General features: G+C 54.2%; 20 protein-coding genes, 2 tRNA genes and 1 other annotated feature. Of the genes, 10 read left to right on the forward strand and 12 right to left on the reverse strand.

Annotation, left to right across the window (positions count from 1 at the left end; all coding sequences use genetic code 11):
• The first annotated feature begins 37 nt into the window (after window positions 1-37).
• Window positions 38-1,042: an LPS O-antigen chain length determinant protein WzzB gene (gene wzzB / locus AB1287_RS21130; protein WP_435618999.1), complete on the forward strand. Its 1,005-nt coding sequence runs from the start codon at window positions 38-40 to the stop codon at window positions 1,040-1,042.
• A 63-nt stretch (window positions 1,043-1,105) separates the two neighbouring features.
• On the opposite strand, the gene hisIE is transcribed toward wzzB, so the two are convergent.
• The 9 genes from hisIE to hisL all read right to left on the reverse strand — a co-directional run bounded on the left by hisIE (window position 1,106) and on the right by hisL (window position 8,397).
• Window positions 1,106-1,702: a bifunctional phosphoribosyl-AMP cyclohydrolase/phosphoribosyl-ATP diphosphatase HisIE gene (gene hisIE / locus AB1287_RS21135; protein WP_435619000.1), complete on the reverse strand. Its 597-nt coding sequence runs from the start codon at window positions 1,700-1,702 to the stop codon at window positions 1,106-1,108.
• Complete coding sequence (gene hisF / locus AB1287_RS21140) at window positions 1,699-2,472, reverse strand: imidazole glycerol phosphate synthase subunit HisF (RefSeq protein ID WP_312627741.1); 774 nt, start codon at window positions 2,470-2,472, stop codon at window positions 1,699-1,701. The genes hisIE and hisF overlap by 4 nt, the downstream gene beginning before the upstream one ends.
• Window positions 2,454-3,191 carry a 1-(5-phosphoribosyl)-5-[(5-phosphoribosylamino)methylideneamino]imidazole-4-carboxamide isomerase gene (gene hisA / locus AB1287_RS21145; protein WP_435619001.1) on the reverse strand — a complete coding sequence of 246 codons (738 nt, stop codon included), beginning with the start codon at window positions 3,189-3,191 and terminating at the stop codon, window positions 2,454-2,456. The genes hisF and hisA overlap by 19 nt, the downstream gene beginning before the upstream one ends.
• Entirely contained in the window at window positions 3,191-3,781 is a 591-nt protein-coding gene (hisH, locus tag AB1287_RS21150; RefSeq protein ID WP_435619002.1) for an imidazole glycerol phosphate synthase subunit HisH, read from the reverse strand. The genes hisA and hisH overlap by 1 nt, the downstream gene beginning before the upstream one ends.
• Entirely contained in the window at window positions 3,781-4,848 is a 1,068-nt protein-coding gene (gene hisB / locus AB1287_RS21155; RefSeq protein WP_435619003.1) for a bifunctional histidinol-phosphatase/imidazoleglycerol-phosphate dehydratase HisB, read from the reverse strand. The genes hisH and hisB overlap by 1 nt, the downstream gene beginning before the upstream one ends.
• Complete coding sequence (gene hisC / locus AB1287_RS21160) at window positions 4,845-5,906, reverse strand: histidinol-phosphate transaminase (RefSeq protein ID WP_435619004.1); 1,062 nt, start codon at window positions 5,904-5,906, stop codon at window positions 4,845-4,847. The genes hisB and hisC overlap by 4 nt, the downstream gene beginning before the upstream one ends.
• Window positions 5,903-7,207, reverse strand: a complete 1,305-nt coding sequence (gene hisD, locus AB1287_RS21165) for a histidinol dehydrogenase (protein WP_435619005.1) — start codon at window positions 7,205-7,207, stop codon at window positions 5,903-5,905. The genes hisC and hisD overlap by 4 nt, the downstream gene beginning before the upstream one ends.
• 95 nt (window positions 7,208-7,302) lie before the next feature.
• Window positions 7,303-8,202 carry an ATP phosphoribosyltransferase gene (hisG, locus tag AB1287_RS21170; RefSeq protein WP_312627753.1) on the reverse strand — a complete coding sequence of 300 codons (900 nt, stop codon included), beginning with the start codon at window positions 8,200-8,202 and terminating at the stop codon, window positions 7,303-7,305.
• Window positions 8,203-8,247: 45 nt separating this feature from the next.
• Window positions 8,248-8,371: a sequence feature (His leader region), on the reverse strand.
• On the reverse strand, window positions 8,347-8,397 hold the full coding sequence (gene hisL / locus AB1287_RS21175; RefSeq protein ID WP_001364200.1) for a his operon leader peptide: 51 nt from the start codon (window positions 8,395-8,397) through the stop codon (window positions 8,347-8,349). Its footprint overlaps the feature before it by 25 nt.
• Window positions 8,398-8,573: 176 nt before the next feature.
• On the opposite strand from hisL, the gene AB1287_RS21180 reads away from it, so the two are divergent.
• From AB1287_RS21180 to AB1287_RS21195, 4 genes are all read left to right on the forward strand, one after another.
• Window positions 8,574-9,392, forward strand: coding sequence for an SDR family oxidoreductase (locus AB1287_RS21180; RefSeq protein WP_312627755.1), 819 nt, complete (start codon window positions 8,574-8,576; stop codon window positions 9,390-9,392).
• A gap of 38 nt (window positions 9,393-9,430) precedes the next feature.
• Complete coding sequence (locus AB1287_RS21185; RefSeq protein ID WP_312627757.1) at window positions 9,431-10,348, forward strand: LysR family transcriptional regulator; 918 nt, start codon at window positions 9,431-9,433, stop codon at window positions 10,346-10,348.
• Between the two features lie 232 nt (window positions 10,349-10,580).
• Window positions 10,581-10,643 carry a membrane protein YoeI gene (yoeI, locus tag AB1287_RS21190; protein WP_101706264.1) on the forward strand — a complete coding sequence of 21 codons (63 nt, stop codon included), beginning with the start codon at window positions 10,581-10,583 and terminating at the stop codon, window positions 10,641-10,643.
• A complete protein-coding gene (locus AB1287_RS21195; RefSeq protein ID WP_435619006.1) occupies window positions 10,633-11,991 on the forward strand; it encodes an APC family permease in 1,359 nt (452 codons plus the stop codon). The genes yoeI and AB1287_RS21195 overlap by 11 nt, the downstream gene beginning before the upstream one ends.
• A 63-nt stretch (window positions 11,992-12,054) precedes the next feature.
• Here the strand turns inward: AB1287_RS21195 and sbcB are convergent, their stop codons facing one another.
• A complete protein-coding gene (gene sbcB / locus AB1287_RS21200) occupies window positions 12,055-13,479 on the reverse strand; it encodes an exodeoxyribonuclease I (RefSeq protein ID WP_435619007.1) in 1,425 nt (474 codons plus the stop codon).
• Window positions 13,480-13,665: 186 nt separating this feature from the next.
• Here sbcB and dacD point away from each other — a divergent pair, with 186 nt between their 5' ends.
• The 4 genes from dacD to AB1287_RS21220 all read left to right on the forward strand — a co-directional run bounded on the left by dacD (window position 13,666) and on the right by AB1287_RS21220 (window position 17,095).
• Complete coding sequence (gene dacD, locus AB1287_RS21205) at window positions 13,666-14,832, forward strand: serine-type D-Ala-D-Ala carboxypeptidase DacD (protein WP_435619011.1); 1,167 nt, start codon at window positions 13,666-13,668, stop codon at window positions 14,830-14,832.
• Window positions 14,833-14,961: 129 nt separating this feature from the next.
• Entirely contained in the window at window positions 14,962-15,435 is a 474-nt protein-coding gene (sbmC, locus tag AB1287_RS21210; protein ID WP_435619008.1) for a DNA gyrase inhibitor SbmC, read from the forward strand.
• Between the two features lie 101 nt (window positions 15,436-15,536).
• Window positions 15,537-16,595, forward strand: coding sequence for an FUSC family protein (locus AB1287_RS21215; RefSeq protein WP_312627765.1), 1,059 nt, complete (start codon window positions 15,537-15,539; stop codon window positions 16,593-16,595).
• A 164-nt stretch (window positions 16,596-16,759) separates the two neighbouring features.
• Window positions 16,760-17,095 (forward strand): DUF496 family protein, encoded by a 336-nt coding sequence (locus AB1287_RS21220; protein ID WP_312627767.1) that lies wholly within the window; start codon window positions 16,760-16,762, stop codon window positions 17,093-17,095.
• A 107-nt stretch (window positions 17,096-17,202) separates the two neighbouring features.
• On the opposite strand, the gene AB1287_RS21225 is transcribed toward AB1287_RS21220, so the two are convergent.
• Together AB1287_RS21225 and mtfA are read right to left on the reverse strand one after the other, a co-directional pair.
• Window positions 17,203-17,278, reverse strand: a tRNA-Asn gene (locus AB1287_RS21225).
• Between the two features lie 100 nt (window positions 17,279-17,378).
• Window positions 17,379-18,176, reverse strand: coding sequence for a DgsA anti-repressor MtfA (gene mtfA, locus AB1287_RS21230; RefSeq protein WP_312627769.1), 798 nt, complete (start codon window positions 18,174-18,176; stop codon window positions 17,379-17,381).
• A 92-nt stretch (window positions 18,177-18,268) separates the two neighbouring features.
• Between mtfA and AB1287_RS21235 the strand changes: the two genes are divergently transcribed.
• Window positions 18,269-18,358: transfer RNA gene (locus AB1287_RS21235), tRNA-Ser, on the forward strand.
• The last annotated feature ends 300 nt before the right edge of the window (window positions 18,359-18,658 follow it).

Below are 18,658 nucleotides of genomic sequence, written 5' to 3' on the forward strand. Positions count from 1 at the left end.
CTTTTCTGAAATTTTCTTAGATGCAGTTAAGGTTGGTATGACTCAGGACAATTATAAAAGCAGTACCGGTCACAGCAGCGAGCCGGAGCAGATTGATCTTATTGATTTGATTGTGCAAATTTGGAGTGGGAAGGTCACCATCATCGTATGTGTGATTGTCGCCATTTTGCTTGCCGTGGGTTACATCATGGTTGCTAAGGAGAAATGGACCTCCACGGCACTGGTCACACAGCCTGATTCAGGGATGGTTTCAAGCTACGCCAATGCCATGAATATTCTTTATGGCAACAGCGCGCCGTCGATTGGGGCGATCCAGCAGGATTTTATCACCCGTTTCAACTCCTCATTCTCCGCACTTTCCGAGAGCCTTGACAACCAGGAAGAGCCTGAGAAGCTGAACATTGAAACGGCCGTTAAGGGGCAGAGTCTTCCACTGCGCGTGTCTTACACCGCACATACGGCAGAAGAGGCACAGCAGACCCTGGCAAAATATATCCAACAAGTTGATGAGGATGTCGCCAAAGCCGTTGAGGGCGACCTCAAATCCAACATTGGCTCCCGTAAGAACGATCTGGAGCAGTCGCTGACCACTCAGGAAAAAGTGGCGACGGAGCAAAAAGCGCTGCGTATTGCCCAGATTAGCCAGGCGTTAACCATCGCTGAGCAATCTAAAATCAAGCTGCCGCAGGTTCAGCAGGCCGATCAGGTTTCACAGGACACCATGTTTATGCTGGGCAGTGATGCGCTGAGCGCAATGGTGAAAAACGAAGCGACGCGCCCGCTGACTTTCCCGGACAGCTACTACCAGACGCGCCAGACGCTGCTGGATGTGGAAAATCTGATGAGCGGCGGTAAAGACGATGAACCAAAGGTGTCGAACATCCACGCGTACCGCTACGTTATGAAGCCAACGCTGCCGATCCGTCGTGACAGCCCGAAACGTGCGATTATCCTTGTCCTTTCCGTGCTGCTGGGCGGTATGGTGGGCGCTGGCATCGTGCTGGGCCGCAACGCGCTGCGTAACTATCAGCCGAAAGCGTAAATTCCTTCGGGCAATAAAAAACCGGGCATCAGCTGAGCCCGGTTTTTTTACATCTGTTGAAAGCTACTGATGACGCTTACGCAGGTTCTCAATCACCGTGGTCAAATCCAGCTCCTGATCCTGGAGCAGCACCAGAAGGTGATACATAAGGTCAGATGCTTCATTGGTCAGCTCATGACGATCGTTTACCGTTGCCGCTAAAGCTGTTTCCACGCCTTCTTCACCCACTTTTTGCGCGATGCGTTTAGTCCCACTGGCATATAGCTTCGCCGTGTAGGAACTGGCAGGATCGGCCGTTTTACGGCCTGCCAGAAGCTGTTCCAGCTGATACAGGAACAGCCACTGGTGAGCAGTTTCGCCGAAGCAGCTTGAGGTGCCTTTGTGGCAGGTCGGGCCAATGGGATTGACCAGCACCAGCAGCGTGTCGTTATCGCAGTCCGGGGTGATGCTCACGACGTTCAGAAAGTTGCCGGAAGTTTCCCCTTTGGTCCATAAGCGCTGCTTAGTGCGGGAGTAAAAGGTCACTTTGCCGCTCTCCTGCGTTTTCGCCAGCGCCTCCTGATTCATATAGCCCAGCATCAGAACTTCACCAGATACCGCGTGTTGTACGATAGCAGGCATCAGTCCGTCGGTTTTTTCCCAGTCCAGTTGTTCCGTCATACTCTGATCTCCACGCCCTGAGCCGCCAGGTACGCTTTTAATTCGCCAATATTAATGATTTGCTTGTGGAAGACGGAGGCGGCCAGTGCGCCATCAACGTCTGCATCGCGGAAGGCCTCGAGGAAGTGCTCCATTGTGCCTGCGCCGCCGGACGCAATCAGAGGGACATGACAGACTTCGCGCACTTTTTTCAGCTGCGCAAGATCGTAGCCGTTACGCACGCCGTCCTGGTTCATCATGTTCAGTACTATTTCACCCGCGCCACGCTTTTGTACTTCCTGCACCCAGTCAAGGGTTTCCCACTTTGTCACCCGGGTGCGGCTTTCGTCGCCGGTATATTGGTTTACGTGATACTTCCCGCTTTCTGCATCGAACCAGGTATCAATTCCCACGACGATGCACTGTACGCCAAAGCGATCGGCAAGCCTGGTAATCAGTTCAGGTTCGGCCAGGGCAGGGGAGTTAACCGAGATTTTGTCGGCGCCGAAAGAGAGGATTTTTGCTGCGTCGTCAACAGACTTAATCCCACCCGCCACGCAGAAAGGAATATCAATGACTTCTGCGACGCGCGATACCCAGCTTTTGTCGACAACACGGCCATCGCTGGAGGCGGTAATGTCATAGAACACCAGCTCGTCTGCGCCTTCCTCGGCATAGCGTTTCGCCAGCGGGACTATATCGCCGATGATTTCGTGGTTGCGGAACTGAACGCCTTTCACCACCTGACCATCACGCACGTCCAGGCAAGGTATTATCCGTTTTGCCAGCATTCGATAGCCTCCGTTACGTTGAATTTTCCTTCCAGCAGCGCGCGTCCGACAATCACGCCGCGCACACCGGTTCCGCGCAGAGCGGCAATATCGTTTAAATCGCCGATGCCGCCGGAGGACTGAAAAGCAACCTGCGGATAGCGGGCGCAAACTTCGTCGTACAGCGATACGTTTGAACCCGCGAGGGTACCGTCACGGGAAATGTCGGTACAAAGCACGTGCTGCAGGCCCACCGTAAGATAAATTTCGACCAGCTCTTCCAGCGTCACGCCGGAGTTTTCCTGCCAGCCGCTGACCGCAACCTGCTTTGTCCCTTGCTCATCAATGCGCACATCGAGCGCCAGCACCAGCTTTTCCGCGCCGAAGCGCTCAAACCAGCCTTTGACGATTTCGGGCGACTTCACGGCCGTTGAACCAATCACCACGCGAGCCACGCCCGCATCCAACAATGCAGCTACGTCTGCTTCAGTGCGAATTCCCCCGCCAACCTGCACCGGAACGTCAACGCCTGCAGCAAGACTTTTGAGCAGTGAAATCTGACGCTTTGCCGGATCTTTCGCACCCGTGAGGTCAACGAGGTGCAATATCTGTGCGCCCTGCGCGGCGTATTCCTGCAGGCGCGGCAGCGGATCGTTACCGTAGTCGCGCTGCTGGCCATAATCGCCCTGGTGAAGACGGACAACGGTGCCGTCAATTAAATCTAATGCCGGAATGATCATCACATCTCCAGGAAGTTTTTCAGCAGCTGCGCGCCAGCGGCGCCGGAGCGCTCCGGATGAAACTGCACGCCAAAGAAATTATCTTTCTGCACTGCGGCAGTGAACGGTTCGCCATAGTTGCACTGGGCGATCGTCCATGGATTAACCAGCATTGCATAGCTGTGGACGAAATAAAAATACGATCCATCTTCAATGCCGCGGAACAGGCGGTCCCCCGCTTTCGGATAGACGCGGTTCCAGCCCATGTGCGGCAACGGCAGGCCGAAATCGGTCATTTTCGGCACGTCCTGTTCAATGATGTTGAGCATATCGACGCCGTTTGATTCATCACTGCGGCGCGCCAACAGCTGCATGCCGAGGCAAATCCCCAGCACTGGCTGAGTGCAGGCTTTGATCAGGTCGATCAATTCGCGCTCGCGAATTTGATCCATTGCTGCCTGAGCCGTGCCGACGCCGGGCAGAAAAAGTTTATCGGCGCGCAGCACAACATCCGGATCACGACTCACCTCAGGTTCATAGCCGTGACGGGTAATGGCTGATTTCACCGAGTTAAGATTCGCGCAGCCGGTATCAAGGATAACGACGTTCATCACAGCACTCCTTTCGAGGAAGGAAGCGTGTCGCCCTCGACGCGGATCGCCTGGCGTAAGGTGCGGCCAAAGGCTTTGAACAGGCTTTCCACACGGTGATGATCGTTTTTGCCTTTCGTTTTCAGGTGCAGCGTCACGCCCATGGTGTAGGAAAGCGAGCGGAAGAAGTGCTCGATCATTTCGGTGCTGAGGTCGCCGACGCGCTGATAGGTGAACTCTGCGCGGTATTCGAGGTGCGGCCGACCGGAGATGTCCAGCGCGCAGCGGGCCAGACACTCGTCCATCGGCAGCACAAAGCCGAAGCGGTTGATGCCGCGCTTGTCGCCCAGCGCCAGCTTCAGCGCTTCACCGAGCGCAAGGCCTGTATCTTCCACCGTGTGGTGATCGTCAATATAGAGATCGCCTTTGACGGTGATTTCCATGCGGAACCCGCCGTGGGTGGCAATCTGATCGAGCATATGGTCGAAGAAGCCGACGCCGGTGTTGATTTTGCTGCCGCCTTCGCGGTCGAGCCACACCTTGACGTCGATCTGTGTTTCGCGCGTGCTGCGCTCTACATGCGAATAGCGGTCGCGTTTCGTCAGCTGTTCGGTGATTTTCAGCCAGTTGAGGTCGTCGCGACTGTAGCGCAGGCCGGTGATGCCCATGTTGCCGGCAAGCGTCACGTCCGTTGCACGATCGCCGATTACGTAGCTGTTTGCGATATCCATTACGCCGTCGTTCAGCCATGCGGCAACCATCTTGGTTTTCGGCTTGCGGCACTCGCAGTTGTCCGTTTCGAAGTGCGGGCAAATCAGCACGTCTTCGAATTTCACGCCCTGGGAGGTGAACACCTGCATCATCAGGTTATGCGGGCCGTCGAAATCTGCCTGCGGAAAACTGTCGGTACCGAGTCCGTCCTGGTTGGTGATCATCACCAGCTTATAGCCCGCTTTTTGCAGCTTCAGCAGGGAAGGAATCACTTCAGCCTCAAACGCCAGTTTGTCGAACCGATCAACCTGATAATCACTCGGCGGCTCGCTAATCAGGGTGCCGTCACGATCGATAAAGAGGAACTTCTGGGTCATACTTTCTCCGCACGAAGGGCGTCAATGACGCGCTGACTCTCATCGCGGGTGCCAATGGTGATGCGCAGGCAGCCGCTTAAGGAAGGTTGTTTGTTCTGGTCTCGCAAGATAATGCCCTGATCCCACAGAGATTTGAAGACCGCGCTTGAGGCGGTGATTCGCGCCAGAATGTAGTTCGTTTCCGAATCGAAAACCTGCTCCACGCACGGGATCTCGCGCAGCTGGCTGACAAGGTACTGACGCTCTTCAAGGATTTGCGCCACGCGATCGCGCATGGCGTTGATGCCCTGCGGGCTTAGCGCCTGAGCGGCAATATCGGCCACCGGCGTAGAGAGCGGGTAGGGTGCAATCACCTTCAGCAGCAGCGCAATCACGTCTTCATTTGCCAGGGTAAAACCACAGCGCAGTCCGGCGAGGGCAAAAGCTTTGGATAGCGTGCGCAGCACGACTAAATGCGGGTACTCAGCAAGCCAGCCGGTAAGCGTCGCCTGCGGACAAAACTCAATGTAAGCCTCATCGGCCACCACAATGGCTTTGCTGCGCGTCATTTCCAGCAGAACGCGAATGTCCTGCGGATTGATGATCTGCCCGGTTGGGTTATTCGGGCTGCACACATAGACGATTTTTACACCGTCGAGCTTGTCGCTAATGGCCTGCAAATCGAGCTGCCAGTTTTCCAGAGCCGGGACGGTGCGGTACTCCACGCCAAAGGTTTCGGCGCTGACGCTGTACATGCCGTAGGTCGGCGGGCAGAACAGAATGGCGTCTTTACCCGGCTCGCAAAACGCGCGAATCAACAGCTCGATGCCTTCATCAGCGCCACGGCTGACCAGCACCTGCTCCGGTTTCAGCCCTGCGTACTGCGCGTAATTTTCAATTACCGCTTTCGGCTGGCACTCCGGATAGCGGTTTAACGTTTGCTGTGAAAGATCAAACGCCACCGCCGTCGGAAATTCGTTAGCGTTCAGCCAGACGTCGCCTTTGCCGCCGAGACGACGGGCGGACTGATAGGGCGTCAGATCGCGGACGTTTTTGCGGGCTAACTCTTCAATGCTCATTTCATCTCCTTGAGGGCGGCAATGCGCAGGGTGACGGCGTTTTTATGGGCGGTCAGGCGTTCTGCCGCGGCCAGCGTTTCAATGGTGGAAGCCAGAGTGGCAAAGCCCTCTTTTGAGAGTTCCTGCACAGTCATGCGTTTCTGGAAGTCTGCCAGACCGAGGCTCGAACAGGTGGCTGTGTAACCGTAGGTCGGGAGCACATGGTTGGTGCCGGAGGCGTAATCACCTGCTGATTCCGGTGACCAGTCGCCTAAAAAGACGGAGCCGGCGCTGGTGATGCCATCAACGAGCGAACGCGCATCGCGAGTTTGTATGATCAGGTGCTCGGGGCCGTACTGGTTAGAGATTGCCACGCACTGGGCTAAATCGCGGGCGACGATCAGACGGCTTGCAGAGAGCGCCTGGCGTGCAGTTTCTGCGCGAGGCAGTTCAGCAAGCTGACGTTCAACAGCGACTGCGACCCTGGACGCCATATCGGCATCCGGCGTCAGCAAAATGACCTGCGAATCCGGCCCGTGCTCCGCCTGCGAAAGTAAATCCGAAGCCACGAAATCCGGCGTTGCGCCGCTGTCGGCAATGACCAGCACTTCCGAAGGCCCGGCTGGCATCTCAATGGCGGCTCCATCAAGGCGCTGGCTGACCTGACGTTTAGCTTCGGTGACAAAAGCGTTGCCCGGGCCAAAGATTTTGTCGACTTTCGGCACGGATTCGGTGCCCAGCGCCAGTGCGGCAATGGCCTGTGCACCGCCGACGTTGAAAATATCCTGTACGCCACACAGTTTTGCCGCATAGAGGATCTCATCGGCAATGGGGGGCGGCGAGCACAGCACCACTTTTTGGCAGCCCGCGATGCGCGCTGGCGTCGCGAGCATTAATACCGTTGAGAATAGCGGGGCAGAGCCGCCTGGGATATACAGGCCGACGGAGGCAATTGGACGCGTGACCTGCTGGCATCGCACGCCAGGCAACGTTTCCACGTCGACGGTTTGCAGCTTCTGTGCAACGTGGAAGGTCTCCACATTTTTTACGGCGACTGCCATTGCTTGCTTCAGTTCATCACTCAGACGGCTGCTGGCCGCTTCGATTTCCTGTTCGCTGACTTTCAGGGCCGCAACGTCGGTTTTATCAAATTTTGCACTGTATTCACGCAGTGCCGCATCGCCGTTGGCTTTGACGTTGTTGAGGATCTCCGCCACGGTGCTGCTGATGCTTTCTGAGGCCGAAATAGCCGGGCGCATCAGCAGATCGCGCTGCTGCTCAGGGCTGATACTGTTCCAGTCGATAATGGTATTGAAGCTCATATCACTTTCCTTTTTCCGGATGCGTGTCGCTTATCCGGCCTGCAAGACCCGTAGGCCCGGTTTGCCTCTGCGCCACCGGGCACCGTCACCTGGAGTTACTCCATCATCTTCTCAATCGGCAGCACCAGAATGGAGCTCGCGCCGAGCGCTTTCAGTTTTTCCATCGTCTCCCAGAACAGGGTTTCGCTGCTGACCATGTGCATTGCCACGCGCTGCTGATCGCCTGCCAGCGGCAGAATTGTTGGACGCTCGGCACCCGGTAGCAGGGCAACGACTTCTTCCAGGCGCTCGGTTGGCGCGTGCATCATGATGTATTTCGATTCGCGAGCCTGGATCACGCCCTGGATACGAGTCAGCAGTTTGTCGATCAGCTGCTGTTTGACTTCCGGCATCTCACCGTCGCGCTGAATCAGACAGGCTTTGGAGCGATAAATCACTTCAACTTCGCGCAGGCCGTTGGCTTCAAGCGTTGCGCCTGTAGAAACGAGATCGCAGATGGCATCTGCCAGGCCTGCACGTGGAGCAACTTCTACAGAGCCGTTCAGCAGACAGGATTTGAACGAGATACCTTTCTGGTCAAGGTAGCGCTTCAGCAGGTGTGGATAAGAGGTCGCGATACGTTTGCCGTCAAGCGCAGCCGGGCCGTCCCAGGCTTCGTCAGCCGGGGTGGCAAGCGACAGGCGGCAGCCGCCGAAATCCAGACGACGCAGGGTGAAATAGCGCGGATCGTCACCCTGGGCACGGCGGCTCAGCAGCTCTTCTTCCAGCACGTTTTCACCGATGATGCCGAGGTCAACCACGCCATCCATCACCAGGCCGGGGATATCGTCGTCACGCACGCGCAGAATATCGATTGGCATGTTTTCTGCCAGCGCAATCAGGCGCTGGGTGTGCAGATTGATTTTTATGCCGCAGCGGGCCAGCAATTCGCGTGAATCATCGCTTAAGCGGCCAGATTTCTGCATAGCTATGCGTAAACGGCTCTTGTCTGTCATTTTCTTATCCTCGTATCCCGTCTCAATCACTGAAAAACTGCGCCCAAAAAAAAGCCCCCGGAAGTGCGATCTTCCGGGGGCTTTCTCTTGCGTTCTGCACCACTGGAAGATCTAACCGTCTTCCAGCACACATCGCCTGAAAGACTAGTCAGGGTGATGGTGATGATGGTGGTGTTTAAATTGAACGCGTGTCATAAATTTCTCGTTGAATGCTTATGCATTTGATGCCTTTTAAGCTAAACCAGTTCATCAGCTGAATGCAAGGCCTTTTTTTCATCATTAATTCATTTCATCTTCGCCAGATAAATTGTCAGTTGGCAAGGGCTGGCGTAGCCTTATTAGAGGAATGCGAACATGTCAGGAGAACGCAGATGAAAAAGGTCGCCATCGTGGGATTGGGCTGGCTGGGTATGCCGCTGGCGCTGTCATTAACGGCCCGGGGCTGGCAGGTGGCCGGCAGTAAAACGACTGAGGATGGGGTTGAGGCCGCGCGGATGTGTGGCATTGAGAGCTACATGCTGCGTCTGGAGCCTGAGCTGATCTGTGATGCCGACGATCTGGACGCGCTGATGAACGTTGATGCGCTGGTGATTACGCTCCCCGCCCGACGTAGCGGACCGGGAGAGGAATTTTATCTGCGTGCGGTGCAGGAAATTGTTGATAGCGCTCTGGCGTATCATATTCCGCGCATCGTCTTTACCAGCTCAACGTCCGTATACGGAAAAGGGCAGGGGGCGATTAAAGAGACTGCGTCTCGCGAGCCGATTACTTCAAGCGGCAGGGTGCTAAAAGAGCTGGAAGACTGGCTGCATAATCTTCCGGGCACGTCAGTGGATATTTTACGGCTCGCGGGTCTGGTCGGCCCGGGCCGCCATCCGGGTCGGTTCTTTGCCGGGAAATCCGCGCCGGACGGTCAGCAGGGCGTTAACCTGGTGCATCTTGAGGATGTCATTTCTGCGATTGCGCTCCTGCTTCAGGCACCGAAAGGCGGTCATATCTATAATCTCTGTGCGCCAGGCCATCCTTCGCGCTCAACCTTCTATCCGCAGATGGCGCGCGAATTGGGGCTTGAACCGCCGGTGTTCAGCGACAGCGCTGAGAAAGGACGCATTATTGATGGCAACCGCATTTGTTCAGAACTGGGGTTTGAATATCAGTATCCCGATCCGCTGGTGATGCCGCTGGAATAACGCTCCCGCGGTGACATCGCGTACCGTAAGGAGCGACGATGAAACCATTGCTGGAAGTCCTCATCATCCTTGATGCGCTTGATAAAGAAGGGAGTTTTGCTGCGGCCTCGGCAAAGCTCTTTAAAACGCCGTCGGCGCTGAGCTACACCATTCATAAGCTGGAAAGTGACCTCAATATTCAACTGCTTGACCGCAGCGGCCACCGGGCGACGTTTACGCGCACCGGTAAAATGCTTCTGGAGAAAGGACGGGAGGTGCTGCATACCGTACGTGAGCTGGAAAAGCAGGCCATCAAGCTGCATGAAGGCTGGGAGAACGATCTGGTGATCGGCGTGGATGATACCTTTCCTTTCTCTTTACTGGCCCCTCTCATTGAACGGTTCTATGAAAACCACAATGTAACCCGACTCAAGTTTATCAATGGCGTGCTCGGCGGTTCCTGGGAAGCGCTGATTCAGGGACGTGCGGATATTGTCGTCGGTGCGTTACACGATCCTCCACCGCTCAGCGATTTTGGTTTTGCTCCGCTCGGGGAGCTGGAGCAGATTTTCGTCGTGGCGCCGCATCATCCGTTGGCCTCTGAGGTTGAGCCTTTAAATCGCAAAATCATCAAACGCCACCGGGCAATTGTGGTGGGAGATGGCACCACGCCTGACTGTCCGGCATTTCAGCAGCTGCTTGACGACCAGGAAGCGATCACCGTTTTTGACTTTAAAACCAAGCTGGAGCTCCAAATTAGCGGGCTGGGCTGTGGCTATTTACCGCGCTATCTGGCCCAGCGTTTTATCGAAAGCGGAGCGCTGGTGGAAAAGCAGGTTACGGCTCATATGCCATTTGATGCAGTGTGGATGGGGTGGAATGAACAAACTGCGGGCCTTGCCAGCCGCTGGTGGAGGGATGCGGTTTTAGCAAATAGTGCTATCGCTGCCGTGTACCAGCGCGGCAGCGATGAATAATCAGACAGTTAGCGCAGAGAATTGTCTGGAGTGCCATGCATTCTCTTGTGTTTATGTGTGGAAAGGGGCAAAATGCGCGCCAGCAAAAAATGAGACTAACCGACGCAACTTTGAGGCGTCGGTTATTTTTTTGCTTTCGAGACACACTCATACAAAACAAGAGGCCGGGCTTCGTACCGGATAGATACTTACCTAAAAATCGACAGTTGTTGTCGCCGAGGAAATCCAAAAAATGGGGCAATTTTTTGCTTACGCGACGGTTTTCACCGTAAAGGGGAATGACCATGTCGCATAACGTTACTCCAAACACCTCTCGCGTGGAATTACGTAAATCGCTTACGTTGATTCCGGTTGTTATGATGGGTCTTGCCTATATGCAGCCTATGACGCTGTTCGATACTTTCGGTATCGTATCAGGACTGACCGACGGTCACGTCCCGACAGCCTATGCATTCGCTCTGATAGCCATCCTGTTTACCGCATTAAGCTACGGTAAGCTGGTTCGCCGCTATCCGTCCGCAGGTTCCGCCTATACCTATGCTCAGAAATCCATTAGCCCGACGGTTGGCTTTATGGTGGGCTGGTCTTCGCTGCTTGATTATCTGTTCATGCCGATGATCAATATCCTGCTGGCAAAAATTTACTTTGAAGCGCTGGTGCCTTCGGTGCCGTCGTGGATCTTTGTTGTTGCGCTGGTGGCCTTTATGACCATCTCTAACCTGCGCAGCATTAAAACCGTGGCTAACTTCAACACCCTGATTGTGGTGCTGCAGATGGGTATCGTTGCTGTCATTGTCGGCATGATCATCTGGGGCGTACACAATGGTACGGGTGCAGGCACGCTGACCAGTAGTCGTCCATTCTGGTCTGATGGCGCGCACATCACGCCGATGATTACCGGCGCGACGATTCTGTGTTTCTCGTTCCTGGGCTTCGACGGTATCTCTTCTCTGTCTGAAGAAACTAAAGATGCTGAACGCGTTATCCCGAAAGCGATTTTCCTGACGGCGCTGATTGGCGGCCTGGTATTTATCGTTGCGTCTTACTTCCTGCAACTGTACTTCCCGGACATCTCGCGCTTTAAGGATCCGGATGCGTCACAGCCTGAAATCATGCTGTACGTGGCTGGTAAAACCTTCCAGTGGGGCGTGCTGATCTTCTCCAGCGTGACCGTTCTGGCTTCCGGTATGGCGGCACACGCAGGCGTTTCCCGTCTGATGTACGTGATGGGCCGTGATGGCGTCTTCCCGAAAAGCTTCTTCGGCTACGTGCATCCGAAATGGCGTACCCCGGCATGGAACGTGCTGCTGGTAGGCGCTATTGCACTGCTGGCGATTAAATTTGACCTGGTTACCGCTACGGCGCTGATCAACTTCGGTGCGCTGGTGGCCTTCACCTTCGTTAACCTGTCGGTGATCTCCCAGTTCTGGATCCGCGAGAAGCGTAACAAAACGCTGAAAGACCACTTCCACTACCTGGTTCTGCCGGTATGTGGCGCGCTGACCGTGGGCGCATTGTGGATTAACCTGGAAGAGAGCTCGATGGTACTCGGTCTGATTTGGGGCGCGCTGGGCCTGATTTACCTGGCCTGCGTGACCAAAAGCTTCCGCAACCCGGTTCCTCAGTACGAAGATATCGCTTAATTCTGTTAAGCAATAAAAAACCGGAGACAGTGTCTCCGGTTTTTTTATGTCTGCAATTCAGCCTCAGACAATCTCTTGTGCGTACTGATACAGCGCTTTTAACAGGGCAAGCTTCTCATTGTCGTTTGCATGCTGGGCGTACAGCGCTTCAAGCTCCTGGGCGTAAGCCTGTAAGTATTCCGGTGTGAACACATTACGGCGGTGCTGTAGCCAGCGCTGCTGTTCTGCTTCGTCCAGAGTGCCCGGGAAGTTTCGGGCACGATAGTTAAACAGCAGTTTTTCGATGCGCTTATCGGCAAACGTCAGATCCAGCGCAGGCAGATTACGCGGTTCCGTTTCCAGCAGGATTTTCAGCGCGGCGCGGTCTGCATCGCTGAAGAAGCCGTTATAGAGCTGGGCGTCGACGTTTTCTGAGGGAACGAATGGCTCGGCTTCGGCGAAAATCGCCACGACTTTGTCACGCACTTGTGGATTTTCGCGCAGCACTTTGAGGTTATCCAGGCACTGCTGGCGGTTAATACCAAGGCGATCCGCATCTTCCGGACGTAGCGTATTGGCCTGCGCCAGGATCGGGCATTTATTCAGATGCACCAGCTTAACGGGAACGGCTACCAGCTCGCCCAGCTCGGCTTTTGGCGTGTATAAGCGCTCGCGAAGCTCATCGGCGCTCAGCTCCAGCAGCGGAGAAATATTGCCCGCCAGATCCACCATTATTACTGCGTTCTTGTTCTCCGGATGCCACGCAAGCGGTGCGACCCAGCTGGTATTGCCCCGCCAGGCACCGAACATGCCTGAAATATGCACCAGCGGCTTCATTTGCGGCACGTCTATCAGCGTTGCAAGCTTGTTTTTGCCTCGGTAGCTGTAGAGGTAATCAAACAGGCGAGGCTGCTGCGTTTTGACGAGCTTCGCCATCGCTATCGTCGCGTAAACATCCGCCATCGCATCGTGCGCATTGCTGTGCTCAATGCCGTTGGCTTTGGTCAGGTGCTCCAGGCGGAAACTCGGCAGGCCATCGTCATTCTCGGGCCAGTTGATACCTTCCGGGCGCAGTGCGTAGCAGGCACGCATTACATCAAGCAGATCCCAGCGGGAATTATGATTTTGCCAGCTCCAGGCATAGGGATCGTAAAAGTTGCGGTAGAAGATATTACGGGTGACTTCATCGTCAAATCGTACGTTGTTATACCCGACCACGCAGGTTTTCGGCACGGTAAACAGATCGTGGATTCGACGGGCAAACTCGGCTTCGTTTTCGCCCTTCGCCAGCGCTTCCTGCGGCGTAATGCCGGTGATCATTACCGCCTGAGGCTGCGGCAGGTAATCGTCGGCGGGCTTGCAGTAAAACACCTCGGGCTCGCCGATGATGTTGAAATCAGCGTCGGTACGAATGGCCGCAAATTGTGCGGGTCTGTCCAGCTGTGGGCTGGTGCCGAAGGTTTCGTAATCGTGAAACAGGAAGCCGGCTTGCGGTGGCGTGTCTTGCATAGTAATCAGTAACCCGTGTGCGCATTAGCCCGTCATGGTAAACGATTTGCCCTCTCATCAGAAGCATACACACGAGCCGTGCGGCCTTGCTCGCAGGAAATGTCATATTTCCTTGCAATTTAACGCTGTCAGTAAAGCGTAACTGCCGTAAAAAGAACGGGAATACGAGAAATTGAGGATATGCTGTTGAAAGGCCGTTTGTTTATTGCTGTTTCTTTGCTCGCTTCGGGCATTTCCTGCGCAGTTGCCGCAGATTACATTCCCGCACCCGTTCAACCTCCAGCTATTCAGGCTGCGGCCTGGGTTCTGATGGATTACACCACCGGCCAGGTTCTGACCGCCGGTAACGAACATCAGCAGCGCAATCCCGCGAGCCTGACCAAGCTAATGACTGGCTATGTGGTCGATCGCGCGATTGACAGCCACCGTATCAGCCCGGATGACATGGTTACCGTGGGCCGCGATGCGTGGGCGAAAGGAAATCCCGTCTTTGACGGATCGTCCCTGATGTTTCTGAAGGAGGGCGACAGGCTGAGCGTTCACGACTTAAGTCGTGGCCTGATCGTCGATTCAGGAAACGATGCCTGCGTGGCGCTGGCGGATTATGTCGCAGGCGGACAGCCGCAGTTCGTCAATATGATGAATAGCTACGTGCAAAAACTCGGCCTGAAGGACACGCATTTTGAAACCGTACACGGTCTGGATGCGCCGGGTCAGCACAGTTCGGCCTACGATTTGGCTGTGCTTTCCCGCGCCATCATTCACGGTGAGCCTGATTTCTACCACATGTATAGCGAAAAAAGCCTGACGTGGAACGGCATCACTCAAAATAACCGTAACGGGCTGCTGTGGGATAAAACCCTCAACGTCGACGGGCTGAAAACGGGCCATACTGCCAGCGCTGGCTTTAACCTCATTGCTTCTGCCGTGGACGGCAATCGCCGCCTGATTGCCGTGGTGATGGGCGCGGAAAGCTCCAAAGGCCGAGAAGATCAGGCGCGTAAATTGCTGCACTGGGGCCAGCAGAATTTCGACACGGTCGAGGTGCTGAAAAATGGCAAGCAGGTGGGCGTAGAGCGTATCTGGTACGGGGACAAAGAGCAGGTGAGTCTTGGCACCGATCAGGATTTCTGGCTGTCGCTGCCGAAATCCGAAGTGCCAAACATTAAGGCGAAATACGTACTCGACAAAAAAGAGCTGGATGCACCGATCGCGGCCCATCAGCGCGTAGGTGAAATTGAACTGTACGACGGCAATAAAATTATTGCCCACTGGCCGCTGGTGACGCTGGAAAGCGTTGGCAAAGGCGGCATGTTCTCCCGCTTCAGCGACTGGTTGCATCACAAAGCCTGATCCTCTCTGAACGCTCCCATCCGGGGGCGTTTTACTTTTATGTTCTGTGAAATATCGCACATACTCCATCAGATGTGTTTGCTAGATTTTATATGTATATTTATCCAGTAAATCGTTAGCGGAGGCAGTATGGATTACAGCATCACTCAGCAGCAAAAACGCGTAGTGGCCGGTTTTCACATGGTCGGTCCGTGGGAGCAGACCGTAAAGCAGGGCTTCGAACAGCTGGCAATGTGGGTTAGCGGGCAAAAGATCCCGGTGAAAGAGTGGGTGGCCGTTTATTACGATAATCCTGACGAAGTCCCGGCCGAAAAGTTGCGCTGTGATACCGTTGTCACAGTAGCGGATGGGTTCACGCCGCCAGCTAACAGTGAAGGGGTGATCGTCACTGAAGTGGAGGCAGGGCTGTACGCCAAAGCGTCGGCGCGCGTGATCGATCATGACTTCTCCACGCCATGGTATCAGTTCTTCAACAGCGTATTGCAGGATAAAGACCATGAGCTGGATGCGAAGCCATGCTTCGAACTGTACCTCAACGACGGCAATCAGGACGGCCACTGGGATATCGAAATGTATGTCCCTGTTAAAAAACGCCGCGTTTAAGGTAAAAATACCTGCTGTCTGAAAGGTTATTTCTACATTCGTGATGCCAGCGGCAGAAAAACAGATACAATTGTGTTTTCTGCCCAGGCCGGAGAGCGGATGTGCGCGCCGATAAATCACTGAGTCCTTTTGAAATTCGTCTCTACCGCCACTACCGTGTTGTTCACGGTGTGCGAATTGCTCTTGCGTTTATTCTGACCTTCCTGTTAATCCGGTTGTTTGACGTGCCTGAAGGCACCTGGCCGCTCATTACGCTGGTTGTTCTTATGGGGCCTATTTCCTTCTGGGGAAATGTGGTGCCACGTGCGTTCGAACGTATTGGCGGTACAATCCTTGGATCGGCGATGGGGCTCGTCGCGCTGAAGCTCGAACTGATGTCCCTGCCGTTAATGTTGCTATGGTGCGCGGCAGCGATGTTTCTCTGCGGCTGGCTGGCGCTCGGTAAGAAGCCGTATCAGGCGCTGCTTATCGGCATCACGCTTTCAGTGGTTGTCGGGGCACCTGCAGGTGATATGCACACCGCGCTGTGGCGAAGCGGCGATGTGATCATTGGTTCGCTTCTGGCGATGCTGTTCACGGGGATCTGGCCGCAGCGGGCTTTCCTGCACTGGCGTATCCAGATGGCAGGCTACGTAACGGAGCTTAACCGCCTCTATCAGACCGGATTTTCTCCCAACTTGCTGGAGCGCCCGCGTCTGGAGCGGCGGATGCAAAAAACGCTAAACGAAGTCGTCAAGATGCGTGGCCTTATCTCTCCCGCCAGTAAAGAAACCCATATCCAGAAAGCCATTTTTGAAGGGATCCAGACCGTCAACCGCAATCTGGTCTGTATGCTGGAGCTGCAAATCAACGCGTACTGGGCCTCGCGCGGCAGCCATTATGTGATGCTCAATGCACATACCTTGCGAGACATGCAGCAGATGACGCAGCAAACGCTGCTCACCATTGCGCATGCGCTATACGAAGGCAATCCGCAGCCTATTCTTGCCAATAACGAAAAGCTCAATGATATCGTCGCTGAGCTGCGCCAGCTGGTGAATGATTATAAGGGCGAGAATTTATCGGAAACCCCAATGCATGGCTACGTCTGGTTGAGCATGGAGCTGGCGCGCCAGCTGGAATTGCTGTCGCATCTGATTTGCCGGGCATTGCGTAAATAACGCCCGGATGGTCACGCTTTACCGGATGGTTGTTTCGATTCAGCTCGGTTTAGGGTTATGATTAAGCCAGAGCAAAAACCATTGTCATTCACGGTCGCCAGCAGTTATGTTTATCTGTAGCGGCTGTTTTACGAATCCGAATCTCAATTATCAGGGGTGTAAAAATGGAAACAACCAAACCTTCGTTCCAGGACGTTCTGGAGTTTGTTCGTCTGTTCCGTCGTAAAAACAAACTGCAGCGCGAAATTCAGGACGTTGAGAAAAAGGTCCGTGACAACCAGAAGCGTGTACTGCTGCTCGACAACCTCAGTGATTACATCAAGCCGGGCATGAGCGTGGAAGCCATTCAGGGCATCATTGCCAGCATGAAAACCGACTACGAAGATCGCGTAGATGACTACATCATCAAAAATGCTGAACTCTCCAAAGAGCGTCGCGAGATCTCCAAAAAGCTGAAAGTGATGGGCGAGCTGAAAACGGCTGATTCTAAAGCAGAATAATAGCGGTATCGGTGAAGAAAGCGGTGACGGCAAAGCCTCACCGTTTTTTTTGTTCTGCTGAACGCAGAAAAGCAAAAAGCCTGCTCGAAAGCAGGCTTTTCTAAATTTGGCTCCTCTGACTGGACTCGAACCAGTGACATACGGATTAACAGTCCGCCGTTCTACCGACTGAACTACAGAGGAATCGTGTGAACGAGGCGCATATTAATAGCCGCCCTATTTTGTGTCAATACTAAATTTAACTGCCTGATTCGATTGCATGAAATAGAGGCAATGTGTCGTTTTAGTGAACTACGCGTAGATTAGCGCTTTCGCTGCCACCATTATCACGCATTCGCTGTAGTGGATCCTGCTGGTAAAAATGGCAGAAACGTTGCCACAGTGCCGGGAAACGGGGGGCAAATAATTCAGGTGCGCTGAAGAAGTATTCTGATAGCACGGCGAAACATTCCGCAGGGTCTGTGGCCGCGTAAGCATCAATGCTGGCGGCGCTTTCACCTACTAAATCAATTTCATCCTGAATGTTGTTCATTGCCGCATGCAGGTCATGTTCCCAGCCTGCGACCTCGCGCAGCGATACCAAAGGCACGCCATTAGCGCGATCGCCGTTACGGACGTCAAGCTTGTGCGCCACTTCATGGATTATCAGGTTAAAGCCGGAGGCGTCGAAGGAGTCCTGAATATCCAGCCAGTTCAGCACGATAGGCCCCTGCTGCCAGCTTTGTCCGGACTGCACCACTCGCTGGTTATGCACGAGTCCAATATCATCTTCCCATTCGTCATCCACGACAAACGGAGCAGGGTAGATCAACACTTCATGAAAGCCGTCAAGCCACTCCAGGCCGAGCGACAGAACCGGCAGGCAAAACAGCATGGCGATCCTCGCATTCTGCAGTGGCGTCAGCTCTAATCCCTGCAGCAGGACGAGACGCTTATGTTGTAGAAAACGGTCTGCCAGCTGCGTAAGTCTCAGCTGTTCTTCCGGTGACAGGCTTGCCAGAACAGGGATGGCAAGCGCCTGTTCCCATGGGATATCCGCGTTAAGGGGGGCGTCATTTGCTTTCCAGGGCCATTTAATCATCGCTTTGCTCGCAAACTCGTCACTTGACATCAATTAAAGGGGCAGGGCCTGTTAAAATGCCAAAGATCCTGGCATCATGGCAACCATTCTGCGGAGAGATGCCGGAGCGGCTGAACGGACTAGTCTCGAAAACTAGAGTAGGGGCAACTCTACCGGGGGTTCAAATCCCCCTCTCTCCGCCACTCATTATCTTCAATGCATTGAATTTAAAAATCTTTTCTGTATTTCACATTCCTGGTATGCCACCAGATGTTCACTTCATTTCCTCTCGAACGTTCATTCCTGAGCAACAATCTGTCTAGCCAATAAGCCAGAACAAATCAGAAGTACTCCGGAGTTTAGCCTTTGCCTTTTTTCAAGTCATTGATGTTTTGTACAACTTGAGAGTGGTATCTAGCTTTTTGTTCATTTAAGTAAAGACGATGCTGCATTTCTGACCATGCTCCTGACTCTTAAAAATGTGAATCGCCACGGGTTTAACA

Origin of the sequence: Scandinavium sp. UTDF21-P1B (assembly GCF_040750395.1) — a bacterium.
GTDB lineage: Bacteria > Pseudomonadota > Gammaproteobacteria > Enterobacterales > Enterobacteriaceae > Scandinavium.

Coding starts and splice junctions, on each gene's coding strand:
- hisH (WP_435619002.1), bottom strand. CDS start 3,781: ATGAACGTCGTTATCCTTGATACCGGCTGCGCGAATCTTAACTCGGTG.
- hisD (WP_435619005.1), bottom strand. CDS start 7,207: ATGAGCTTCAATACCATTATCGACTGGAACAGTATCAGCCCTGAGCAG.
- hisA (WP_435619001.1), bottom strand. CDS start 3,191: ATGATCATTCCGGCATTAGATTTAATTGACGGCACCGTTGTCCGTCTT.
- hisC (WP_435619004.1), bottom strand. CDS start 5,906: ATGAGCATTGAAGAGTTAGCCCGCAAAAACGTCCGCGATCTGACGCCC.
- AB1287_RS21180 (WP_312627755.1), top strand. CDS start 8,574: ATGAAAAAGGTCGCCATCGTGGGATTGGGCTGGCTGGGTATGCCGCTG.
- sbcB (WP_435619007.1), bottom strand. CDS start 13,479: ATGCAAGACACGCCACCGCAAGCCGGCTTCCTGTTTCACGATTACGAA.
- hisB (WP_435619003.1), bottom strand. CDS start 4,848: ATGACCCAGAAGTTCCTCTTTATCGATCGTGACGGCACCCTGATTAGC.
- wzzB (WP_435618999.1), top strand. CDS start 38: ATGACTCAGGACAATTATAAAAGCAGTACCGGTCACAGCAGCGAGCCG.
- hisG (WP_312627753.1), bottom strand. CDS start 8,202: ATGACAGACAAGAGCCGTTTACGCATAGCTATGCAGAAATCTGGCCGC.
- AB1287_RS21195 (WP_435619006.1), top strand. CDS start 10,633: ATGTCGCATAACGTTACTCCAAACACCTCTCGCGTGGAATTACGTAAA.
- AB1287_RS21220 (WP_312627767.1), top strand. CDS start 16,760: ATGGAAACAACCAAACCTTCGTTCCAGGACGTTCTGGAGTTTGTTCGT.
- sbmC (WP_435619008.1), top strand. CDS start 14,962: ATGGATTACAGCATCACTCAGCAGCAAAAACGCGTAGTGGCCGGTTTT.
- hisF (WP_312627741.1), bottom strand. CDS start 2,472: ATGCTGGCAAAACGGATAATACCTTGCCTGGACGTGCGTGATGGTCAG.
- hisIE (WP_435619000.1), bottom strand. CDS start 1,702: ATGACGGAACAACTGGACTGGGAAAAAACCGACGGACTGATGCCTGCT.
- mtfA (WP_312627769.1), bottom strand. CDS start 18,176: ATGATTAAATGGCCCTGGAAAGCAAATGACGCCCCCCTTAACGCGGAT.
- AB1287_RS21185 (WP_312627757.1), top strand. CDS start 9,431: ATGAAACCATTGCTGGAAGTCCTCATCATCCTTGATGCGCTTGATAAA.